Annotated in this window: 7 protein-coding genes and 1 pseudogene; 2 read left to right on the top strand and 6 right to left on the bottom strand. The window is 64.9% G+C overall.

All coding sequences use genetic code 11. The features are described from left to right. The first annotated feature begins 538 nt into the window (after window positions 1-538). Complete coding sequence (locus AC6CH3_RS20880) at window positions 539-2,698, top strand: amylo-alpha-1,6-glucosidase (RefSeq protein ID WP_498134240.1); 2,160 nt, start codon at window positions 539-541, stop codon at window positions 2,696-2,698. Here the strand turns inward: AC6CH3_RS20880 and AC6CH3_RS20875 are convergent. Then, window positions 2,695-3,963, bottom strand: coding sequence for a multidrug effflux MFS transporter (locus AC6CH3_RS20875; RefSeq protein WP_498134239.1), 1,269 nt, complete (start codon window positions 3,961-3,963; stop codon window positions 2,695-2,697). The two genes, AC6CH3_RS20880 and AC6CH3_RS20875, sit on opposite strands and share 4 nt — an antisense overlap. Window positions 3,964-4,079: 116 nt before the next feature. After that, window positions 4,080-4,187 (bottom strand): annotated as a pseudogene (locus AC6CH3_RS20870) (dihydrofolate reductase family protein); the annotation flags it as partial. Window positions 4,188-4,231: 44 nt separating this feature from the next. Between AC6CH3_RS20870 and AC6CH3_RS20865 the strand changes: the two are divergent. Beyond that, window positions 4,232-4,879 carry a hypothetical protein gene (locus AC6CH3_RS20865; RefSeq protein WP_498134238.1) on the top strand — a complete coding sequence of 216 codons (648 nt, stop codon included), beginning with the start codon at window positions 4,232-4,234 and terminating at the stop codon, window positions 4,877-4,879. Here the strand turns inward: AC6CH3_RS20865 and AC6CH3_RS20860 are convergent. From AC6CH3_RS20860 to katG, 4 genes are all read right to left on the bottom strand, one after another. Continuing rightward, window positions 4,876-6,201 carry an adenylosuccinate synthetase gene (locus AC6CH3_RS20860; RefSeq protein ID WP_498134237.1) on the bottom strand — a complete coding sequence of 442 codons (1,326 nt, stop codon included), beginning with the start codon at window positions 6,199-6,201 and terminating at the stop codon, window positions 4,876-4,878. The two genes, AC6CH3_RS20865 and AC6CH3_RS20860, sit on opposite strands and share 4 nt — an antisense overlap. 59 nt (window positions 6,202-6,260) lie before the next feature. After that, a complete protein-coding gene (locus tag AC6CH3_RS20855) occupies window positions 6,261-7,235 on the bottom strand; it encodes a hypothetical protein (protein ID WP_498134236.1) in 975 nt (324 codons plus the stop codon). 16 nt (window positions 7,236-7,251) lie between these two features. Next, the gene (locus AC6CH3_RS20850; protein WP_498134235.1) at window positions 7,252-8,361 is read right to left on the bottom strand and encodes a protein kinase family protein; all 1,110 of its coding nucleotides are present in this window, start codon (window positions 8,359-8,361) and stop codon (window positions 7,252-7,254) included. 176 nt (window positions 8,362-8,537) lie between these two features. Next, entirely contained in the window at window positions 8,538-10,739 is a 2,202-nt protein-coding gene (gene katG / locus AC6CH3_RS20845) for a catalase/peroxidase HPI (RefSeq protein ID WP_498134234.1), read from the bottom strand. Between the last annotated feature and the right edge of the window lie 176 nt (window positions 10,740-10,915).

Raw genomic sequence — 10,915 nt, 5'->3', positions numbered from 1 at the left:
TGACTCCGGGACAGATCCGTGGAGTCGCTTTCCCCTCTGCAGCTGGAGGGTCCACTCTGTTGGCATGCCGTTCGCCGCAGGCATCACGTCGCCCTCGGAGATGAACCTCGGCTCCAGGTCTTCAACCGAACGCCACCAGCCAGTGATCGGGCAGTGATGCCCCGTGCTGGACGTCAGGGGGGAATAGTAGCTCGGCAGTGTAGCAATCGGCCTTTTCTTCATTTCATTCCTCCAAGCGAGTACTGACCACAGGCTGCGCCCTGTGCTGCTGTGCCTGCCGTCATTGGAAGAGCACGTTCTCATCCTACAGATTGTAAACAATCTACGATAGACCCAATTTTGCGGCCCCTGCGAGATCAGTCCGGAACACCCTGCGCCGCAACAGCGTGGGATGCCACAGGGGCCATGAATCCTGCCCCCACCGAATCTCTGGCGCCATGGGCGGAGCGGGAGTAGTTTCTATGGCAGGCGGGCAGCACGAGCCACGGAACGGCCATCGTTACGGGCGCGCTGCCGGTGTCTTCTTGAAGGAGCCAGGATGGCTGGATGGAACGCTGACACTGCTGCCGGACCCGTGGGGGCCGGAACTGTAACCCTGGTGGAAGGAACATCCTTCTGCATCTCCCTGCCCAATGGAGACATCCATCCCGAATATCCGCACGGCGTTTTCTTCCAGGACACGCGCATCCTGTCCCGCTGGTGCCTAACCGTTAACGGGCAGCCCCTTGAATCGTTGGCGGCGGAAGCAAGGGAACCCTACCGGGCGCTGTTTGCCGGGCGTGTTCCCCGCTCGGATGGATATGCGGACAGCCCACTGATCGTGGAGCGCCTGCGGGAAGTCGGGGCGGGCATCCAGGAGCAGGTCACCATACGCAATTACTCCACGGAACCGGCTGAATGCGTGCTCTCGGTGACGCCTGAGGCGGATTTCGCCGATCTTTTCGAGGTTAAGGAAGCACGGATAAAGGGGCGTTGGGAAGAAACCCGGCAAGTGGACGGCGATTCCATGACGATTCGCGGAGCTTGGCAAGACGTCCGGAAGGGCATTGTGGTCCAGGCCCCTGGTGCCGACGTCACGCAGGACGCGTTGACATACCGCATCTCTGTCGGACCCCACAGCCAGTGGAGTACGGTCCTTACAGCCGTGCCCAGCACCGAGGCGGCGAGTCCTCCCCCGCCGTCGTTCATCCACACCGAAGGGGAACAGTTGTCACCCCGGGATCGCCGCCGGCAGGAATGGGTTGCCAAGATTCCCAAGCTTCAAATGAGCAACCACTCCATTGAACGAACCCTGCGGCGCAGCTACGACGACCTGGGCGCCCTTCGCATCGAAGACCCGAACTATCCGGAACGCGTCGTGGTGGCAGCCGGCGCGCCGTGGTTCATGACCCTGTTCGGCCGGGACTCTCTATGGGCATCGGAAATGTCCATGCCGGTCGATCCGTCCCTGGCACTGGGCACATTGCAAACCCTGGCGGACCGCCAAGGCCGCGTGGTGGATCCGTTGAGCGAGGAGGAACCGGGCAAAATCCTGCACGAAGTAAGGCTCGACGTCTCCAGCGGACTCTCCCTGGGCGGTAAGAACATCTACTACGGCAGCGTCGATGCGACCCCGCTGTTCGTGGTCGTGCTGGGCTCGGTGAGCCGCTGGGGCTTTGCCGCCGAAACCATCGCCGAGCTGCTGCCCCATGCAGACCGCGCCCTGGACTGGATCCACAACTATGGCGATAAGGACGGCGACGGATTTGTCGAGTATGAGCGCCTCAACCCCCAGGGGCTCATCAACCAGGGTTGGAAGGACTCCTGGGACGGGATCAACTTCGCCGATGGCCGCATGGCCGAGCCCCCCATTGCGCTCTGCGAAGTCCAGGCCTATGTCTACGATGCCTACATGGCGCGCGCCTGGATAGCGTACGACGCCGGCGACACCGCGTTGGGTGCCCAGCTCTCTGACCAGGCGGCACAGTTGAAGAAGCGGTTTAATGAGCAGTTCTGGATGCCGGACCGCGGGTATTACGCGATCGCCCTGGACGGAAAGAAACGGCAGGTCGATGCCTGCGCGTCCAACATGGGCCACTGCCTGTGGGTCGGCCTCGTGGATGAGGACAAGGCACCGCTGGTGGCCGAAAGGCTGATGTCCCCGGAAATGTTCAGCGGCTGGGGCGTCCGGACGCTCGCCAGCGACATGGGCGCCTACAACCCCGCGAGCTACCACAACGGGTCCGTCTGGCCGCATGACAACGCGGTGATCGCTGCCGGTCTGCTGCGCTATGGTTTCGTGGCGGAGGCGCAGCGCATTGCCACGGCACTCCTGGACGCGGCCGAGTTCTCGGACGGGCGGCTGCCAGAGCTTTTCTGCGGCTTTGACCGGGAGCAGTTCGCCGAACCCGTCCCCTATCCGACGGCATGTTCGCCCCAGGCCTGGGCGGCAACCACGCCGATCCAGCTGGTGACCAGCCTCATGCGGTACGACGCGCACGTATCCCAGGGCGGCTTCTGGATGGACCCGGTACTGCCGGAGTCCTACGGCGACCTGCACATCAGCAACGCGCCTATGGCAGGCGGCCGGATCACCATCGACATTGCCGATTCCGTCCCCGTTGTTCAAGGCCTCCCGGACGGGATGGTCTTCCACCAAGGACACAGGCCCTGGCTGACCGAACTCGTGAAACAGGCCGAACAGCGCCGAAAGGGCTAGAGCGCTCCAGATGAGGTGCGCGATAGTGCCGGGGCATGGGCCACTGCAGGATTGCTCGGCGTCCGCGCGATGACCAAGCCGATGAACGTGAGGAGCGTGCCGACGACAATCATGACGGCCATGGGCACGGCGGTATGGCTGCCGCCAAGGCCCGCGACGGGCGCGGCGATCCCTGCGATGACCCACTGCGTCATGCCGAGGACCGCCGAGCCCGTTCCCGGATGATCCGGAACAGCGGCTGCGGCGAGCGCTCCGCCGTTGGCGCCCAATAGCCCTTGAGCCACCATCACGGCCAGGAAGCACCCCAGGGCCGCCCACAATGGGGTGCCAAGCCACAAAGCGCTGGCAAGCATCACCACCCCCGCAACGAGGTCGATGATCAGGCCGGCCACGATGACCTTCCGCGTTGAAACACGGCCGGCGAGACGGGCAGACACGAGGGCGGCGATGGCTGCCGCGCCGGCGTTGGCCGCGAACACCACCGAGTAAACCAGTGGCGAGAGCCCGTTCATGGACTGAAGGACGAACGCGGACGTCGCAACGTAGGCGAAAAGGGCGATCATCGCGGCCGCGCTGACAATCATGTATCCGAGATATTCGCGATTCCCCAGCACATGATGGGCCGCTCGGATGAAGGTGCGCATCCCGCCTCCATGGCGCCGTTTCGGGGGCAAGGATTCGGGGACAACGAACACCACGCACAGCGCCATCACAATGCCCGTGGCCGCAAGCACCCAGAACGCCGTCCGCCAGTGGGCGACCTGCAGGATTCCGGCCCCAAGCAAGGGACTGATCACGGGGGAAATCCCACCGACGCCGGCGATGATGTTCAGCACCCGCACAAGCTGGGATCCGGACACCAGATCGATGATGATTGCGCGGCCAATCACCATCGCCCAGCCGCCGGCGAAGCCCTGGACAAAGCGGGCGGCCATCATCGCCCCGGCGGTCGGTGCCAGCGCGCACAGAATGGAGGCAACAAAGACCAGGACCGTGCTCGCCAGCAATGGCCAGCGGCGTCCCCGCTGATCGGAAAAGGGACCGCCGACAAGCTGCCCCAGGCCCATTCCGGCAAAGAAGGTGGTCAGCGTGAGCTGGACCTCGGTCGCACTCGCCCCGAGATCGCGGGCAACCATTGGGAAAGCGGGGACGTACATGTCCGTCGCCAAAGGGGCGATCGCGGTGATGAATATGACGCTGGCGACCAAGGCAGCCGAGACCACATTCTTCTTGTGTTGACGGAGAGGACGAATTAAAGCCGGCATTACCGTCCGGTCTCATTTGGCTGTGGAATGTCTCGCATGACTACCAACAACACCACGCATCTGCGGCCGGAGGGAGTCCTCCTCGAGAGGGGTACCCGGAGGGCCTCCTTACGTGAACGGCTGCCCGGCGGACCGCTGAGCACGGTGGGGACGTACTCGAGCAGCTGGAACCTGCCGTCGAAGATCCTGCTGTCCACCGTCTGCAGCGAGACGTCCGGAAAGCCGTGGCTGCATTTTTGCCGCAGTTCTAGTCCACTAGAGTAGAACTATGAGTGAACAGGCGCGGCAGCATGAGTCGTCCCTCGTCTCTGTCGACGTCCTCGGTCTGCGCCTGCAGCAGGACAGGGAGAGAGTTCAGCTGCTCGCCCATGAGCGCCCATTCGAGCCGTTCGCAGGGAGTCTTGCGCTTCCCGGCGTCCTCCTCGGCCGAGGCGAAAGGATCACTGGAGCAGCCATCCGCGCCCTCCTTAAGGCTGGCCTGGAGGAAGGTGACGTGCTCGGCCTTGGGCAACTGGTCACCTTCGACGAGCCGAACCGAGACCCGCGCGGACCAACCCTCTCCATCGCCGTGTGGGCCGGCATCCGTGCTGACGGCCACATCCTGGAGACCGCCCAATGGGTGGACATCGATGCTCCGCCACAGCTGGCGTTCGACCACAACCGCATCGTCCACGACGCCCGGCCGCTGCTTGCCCGGATGCTCTGGGATGACCTGAACTTCACCCGCGCGCTTACCGGGCCGACGTTCCCCGTTCGGGCCGCCGTCCGGATTACCGCCTCGCTCACCGGGAGGGAGCCAAACCGCGGCAACCTCAACCGCCGGCTTTCCGCCCTCGAAGGGCTCGAGCAGGTTGACGGGAAAACCGCCCCCAGCCATACCGGCCGCCCTGGCGCCGTGTGGGCGTGGACCGACTAAGGCGTCCTTCTGTCCTCCCGGCGCGGTCCATGGGCGACAATGCATACCGGCGCGCCGAGCACATCCTGCACCAGCCCGAGTACTTCCGCTGGGACCAGAGGCTCCAGCACCGGGACCGCGGTCTGGGCGAACATCATCAGTTTCTCCTGGTGTGCCAGGTCCTGATAGTCCCCGAGGGGGAACGGTTCGGCGATGCCGTCGTACCGGAGGGCAACCTGCACGTCCCCCTCCTGCGCCGCGAGCGTGTCCAAGTGGGTCAGGGCGAGGGCGTCCAGTCCCCCGTGCTCCCGGCAAACGTCAGCGGCGTAGCGCAGCGCCACAAGGTCGAGGTGGCCGGTTCGCCATGCTCCTTGGTAGCGGCCATCGCCGTTGTGCGGCTCCGGCAGAGCTGCCTCCAGGGCTGGGTCTTCAGTCGGGAACGGCCCGGCGCCGTGACGGGTGCCGTACGCGCGCAGGACCCCGATCACCTCGGCCCGTGGCTGTCCTGCCTCGGCAAGGAGCGCTTGGGCGTTAAGCGGCAGGGTGGAGCTCCAGGTGGTGTGAGGATGGAAGCCCCGCCACTCGTCCAGGAGCACACCCTGCGCCCCTTCGAAGACCAGCGAGCCGTTCAGCGCCAAGGCACGGATGTGCCCGGCGTCGTCACGGACCTTCACGGCCCTGACGAACTCAATCAGGTCGAGCGCCATTTCCCGCACCGTGGGGTGCCCGTGACGACCTTTGGCGATCAGCGGGGCATAGAAGGCGGTCAGGGCCATGAGCCGGTCCCGCAGGGTCTGCGGGTTGAAGCAGTCCTTCACCCGCAGGGCTGGCTCGGTGGTCGGCACCATGGCCATGATGTCGAAGAGGGTCGCCCCGGCCGCCAGTCCCTGCCGGGTGGCGAGGTCGTACCAGACCGTCTCGCCGATCCCGAGCCCGCAGGATCCATGGCGGTCGGCACTCCGGAGATCCTCCCGGGCCCGGTTTGCGGCGATGTGGACCGGGGTTACCACGAGGGCCTCGGGGCTGACTGTGATCAGGCCGAGCGGGTCGACGACGCCGAGTCCGCCGAGATCTTCCGACTCCGCGGCCAGCTGCCACGCGTTTATGAGGAAGAAGCGGCTCAGGAAGGTGGGGACGCCGGCGAGGGTTCCGGAGCCAAACTGCCGGAAGGTGTGGTGCTTGCCGTCGACAATCACGTTGTGGGCTGCCTGGCCGCCCCCGTTGAAGCGCACCACACTGGAGACACCGCCAAGGGAGCAGAGGTAGTCCACGGTGCTGCCCTTCGCCTCGTCCCCGAAACCGAGGCCTACGACGATCCTGTGCCGCTGCTCATGCCGGCGCATGTGTTTCCTTCCGCAAGGGCTGGCGGCCGGGACAGTCCGCCCGGCGCCGGTGTGGGCAGTCAGGCGAGGTCGTCGTCGCCGTCGAGGTCGCCAGGGAGAACGCTGAGCGCCGCAGCGGCCCTGCTGGCGCCGACTGTGGCAAGGGCCTTGCCAACGGCGCGGCTGCTCGTGCTGCCGATCTCCTTCAGGTCCTCCAGGCCCTCATCGAGGTCAATGGCCTCTTCGAGGAGCCCGATGGTGACCCCAATGAGATCGCAGACCGCGGCCGGATCTTCCAGCTTGAAGAAGCGCTCTCCCAGGATGCTCCGCCAGTGGGCGTTCACCTGTTCGTCGTCATAGTAGGAGGTCTTGCGCGGGAGAATGAAGAAGACCTCCCATCGCTCCTCCAGTTCGCGGTAAATCGAAGCGACGTCGAGGTCCTCGTACACATCATCGCCGATGATCGACCGGATGTGGGCGGCCTTCAGCCGGGGCTTGTTCAGTTCGTCGCCCACGATGAACAGGTATCCCTTGCGGCCCCGCTTCTCCCACGCGTCGGTGGCGGTGTGCCGGGCCATGAAGTATGCCGCCAGCTCGTACGACTCGGACTTCTGCCCGCCGCCATTTCCCTCCAGGAAAATAGTGCGCAACTGCTCGTCCATGCGGTTGTCGGACTCGAACTGGCCGACTTGGAGCGGAACGAAATCCGTGTCCGCGTCTCCGATGGCGCCAAAGAGGATCTGCGGGTTCTTCACATAGCCCTTGCGTTGGATGAGGCCGTGCAGCTTGGAGAGCTGCCCCTGCATAATCTGCGGGACTTCGCCCATGGAGCCGGTGACATCGAACAGGACCGCGATGGGCATGCTGTTGGGGTGCTCGTCCGAGTCACGGGACTCGCGCATCTTCACGCCCTGAGGGTCGAGTGTCGGGTCGGCCTTCCACTCGCTGCGCGGGCCCGAGCGGAGCTTGCTGTCATAGGCGAAGGCATCCACACCCTGCTTGGCACGGAAAGTCGCCGCGCGGTACGTCTGATCGCTCCAGCTTCCAGCTCCCATGATTGGTTCCTTTCGTTCAGGCCGACGCGCGGGCGGCAGCGGGGACATAGGGGAAAACGCGGAAGGTCCGCTTCCCATATAGGTCCTCCAGGAGGTCGTCATACTCCTGCAGGAGGCTTGCGGCGTCAGGACGCATCCGTGGTTCTCCCTGCATGCAGCCGTCGGCGAATGCCCGCTGGCGCCGCTCCCCAGGGGCCAGCATCGAGAGCATGAGCGCGTGAGCCATGTAGATGTCCGACTCGGGGAAGACCGGACCGCAGGCCGCTTCGGGCGGGTAGAAGTCCTTCCCGCTCCGGACGCGGCCTTCGAGCGTCCCCCCGGGCTTGGTGGCGAAGGACCACCCCGCCAGAACCACGCCGTGGCCTTCGGGATGGATCAGGACGTTTTCCGGCAGGATCGCGCCATGGACCACTCCGGCGAGGTGCGCTCCTGCGATTGCAGTGAGGAGGCGGCGGTGAATCCACGCCCAGTCGCGTCCATCGAGGCCGTCGGGGCTGGCCTCCCTGACCTCGGACAGGGTGAAGAACCCGGCCCCACGGCTCAGATCATCCAGGACGTTGACCGTGCGCTCTTCGGACGTGCCCTCGGCACGGTGAGTCATGCTGTCCAGCAGCCGCGGGTAGTAGGGACCCAGCCAGGCGTTGCCGTCAGCCACCATGGTCTGCAGTGTGGCGAGTGCGGTGCGCTCGGCTTCGATGAACTTCGACGAGGAGGCCTTACGGGGCATCTTCACGACAACGGGGCCCGTGGCGGACTCGGCCCGGTATACGTTGGCCAGAGTGCCCTTCGCGATTAGGTCTCCGAGGATGTAGGCGCGAGATTTGGAGGCCAGGGTAATCCTCGACGGAGCCTTCATGTTCCTGACCGTCGCGCGGGATGCGGAGGCAGCACATGCCGTGGCCCACCTCTCGTAGAGCAAGCCGAGCTTGGCGAACGCGTCTGTGGCGCGCGTTTTGTCGATCCCGCACTCCCCCGCGCGATCGGGGTGAAGGTGGTTCGCGTAGGCGCGGTGGAGGCGCTTGGCAGAACGAAGGGCCTTGTCCTCAAGCGTCACGGGCCCGAAGAGGTCCTCGGCGATCGAGGCGGTCTCGACCTGCTCCAACAACTCGTCTGCGCTCGTAAACATAGTTTTACTCTATGTGAGTAAAACTCGTCGGGCAAGTCATTCGCGATGATTTCCTGACAGGTTTTGCACAACAAAGAACGGCCGCGCCCCTACCAACGGGACGCGGCCGTTCCTTCGCGCCACAAACCTTCCGAACCGAGGTTTAGGCTGGCGGCCGGGAGTGCATAAGAACGGACTCAGGCGGCGGCGAGGTCGAACCGGTCGAGGCTCATGACCTTGTCCCATGCCTGAACGAAGTCGCGGGCGAACTTCTCCTTCGCGTCATGGCAGGCATAGACCTCCGCGATAGCCCGCAGCTGCGAGTTCGCCCCAAAAACGAGATCAGTCGCTGTCGCCGTCCACTTGGGCTCGCCCGTGGTGCGGTCGCGGCCCTCGTAGACGCTTTCCTCGGAGGTGGATGCTTTCCACTCTGTGCTCATATCAAGCAGGTTCACGAAGAAGTCGTTGGTGAGCGCCTCCGGCCGGTCGGTGAAGAGGCCGTGGTCGGACTGCCCCGAGTTGGCCTTCAACACCCGCATCCCGCCGACGAGAACCGTCATCTCAGGTGCCGTCAAATTCAGCATGAAGGCACGGTCCACCAACAGCGTCTCGGGTGGCAGCACCTGCCCGGCGCGGACGTAGTTCCGGAAGCCGTCCGCTTTTGGTTCGAGCATTGCGAAGGACTCGACATCCGTCTGCTCCTGGGACGCGTCCGTTCGCCCCGGTGCGAACGGGACCGTGACCTCGACGCCGGCGTTCCTTGCCGCCTGCTCGACGGCGGCGCATCCGCCCAGGACGATGACGTCGGCAAGGGAGACTTTCTTCCCGCCTGACAGGGAGCTGCTGAAGTCCTGTTGGACCCGCTCGAGGGTCTGCAGCGCCTTGGCCAGTTCGGCCGGCTCATTGACCTCCCAATCCTTCTGCGGCGCAAGGCGAATGCGCGCCCCGTTTGCCCCGCCACGCTTGTCCGTGCCGCGGAAGCTCGACGCCGACGCCCACGCCGTGGAGACCAGCTGGGAGATGGACAGCCCCGAATCGAGGATCCTGGCCTTGAGCGCCGCGACGTCATCCTCGCCGATCAGCTCATGGTCGACGGCGGGAACGGGATCCTGCCAGAGCTGCGGTTCCGGCACCCAGGGGCCGAGGTAACGTGTCACCGGGCCCATGTCGCGGTGCAACAGCTTGTACCAGGCCCTGGCGAACGCGTCGGCGAGTTCCTCGGGGTGTTCGTAGAAGCGCTTCGAGATCGGCCCGTAGATTGAATCCTGCCGCAGGGCCAGGTCTGTGGTCAGCATCATGGGGGCGTGCCGCTTCGACGGGTCGTGGGCATCGGGAACCGTGCCCTGGGCCTCGGGATTCGCGGGCTTGAACTGCTTCGCGCCTGCGGGGCTCTCGGTGAGCTCCCAGTCGTACTCGAACAGGTTCTCGTAGAAACCGTTGTCCCACTTGGTCGGCGCCTTGGTCCACGCGCCTTCGAGCCCGCTCGTGAGCGTGTACTGGCCGTTGCCGGTGCCGGCGGAGTTCGTCCAGCCGAAGCCCAACTGCTCGAGGGGTGCAGCCTCCGGCTCGGGACCGAGGTTCTCCGCCGGGACGGCGCCGTGTGTCTTGCCGAATGTGTGGCCGCCTGCAATGAGCGCCACCGTCTCTTCGTCGTTCATCGCCATCCGGCGGAAGGTCTCGCGGATGTCGTGGGCGGCGGCCAGCGGATCGGGGTTGCCCTGAGGCCCTTCCGGGTTCACGTAGATGAGGCCCATCTGAACGGCGGCGAGAGGGCTCTTAAAATCTCCCGGCGCGCTGTAGCGCTCGTCCCCCAGCCACGTGTCCTCAGGGCCCCAGAAGACCTCTTCTGGTTCCCAGATGTCCTCCCGCCCGAAGCCGAAGCCGAAGGTCTTGAACCCCATCGACTCCATGGCGACGTTGCCCGCATAGACGATCAGATCGGCCATGGAAATCTTCCGGCCATACTTCTGCTTGATCGGCCAGAGCAGTCGGCGGGCCTTGTCGAGGCTGGCATTGTCCGGCCAGCTGTTGAGCGGAGCGAAGCGCTGCGCGCCGCTGCCGCCACCGCCGCGGCCATCCTCGATGCGGTAGGTGCCGGCGGCGTGCCATGACATCCGAATGAAGAGCGGACCATAGTGGCCGTAGTCCGCGGGCCACCAGTCCTGTGAAGTGGTCATCACCTCGATGAGATCCCGCTTCAACGCCTCGAGGTCCAGGGACTTGAACTCCTCGGCGTAGCTGAAGTCCCCGTCCATGGGGTTGGCCTGGGGCGACTGCTGATGCAGCACCTGCAGGTTGAGCTGATTGGGCCACCAGTCCTGGTTCGTCCTGGGCCGACTCGGCTTCGGAGTCGGAGAGGGAATTACCGGGTTCTCACTTTCGCTGCCACGCTCAGACACGTCAGTCTTCTCCTATCCCGCTGTTTGCTTCTATCGCTAGTCACTATTGCAATCAATAAGACGACAGCCAGCCCCGAGATCTGAGGCTTGGTTGTTGGTGCTTGGCACTCCATGCTCCACTCTCCCGCTCCAGCGTTGGAGGTGCAAGGGTGGAGTTGCACGGGCAGAGGCGGCAT

The sequence above is a fragment of the Arthrobacter sp. GQ119 genome (assembly GCF_059759125.1).
Note: the sequence above shows the minus strand (reverse complement) of the source record. Positions and strands in the feature narration are given on the sequence as shown.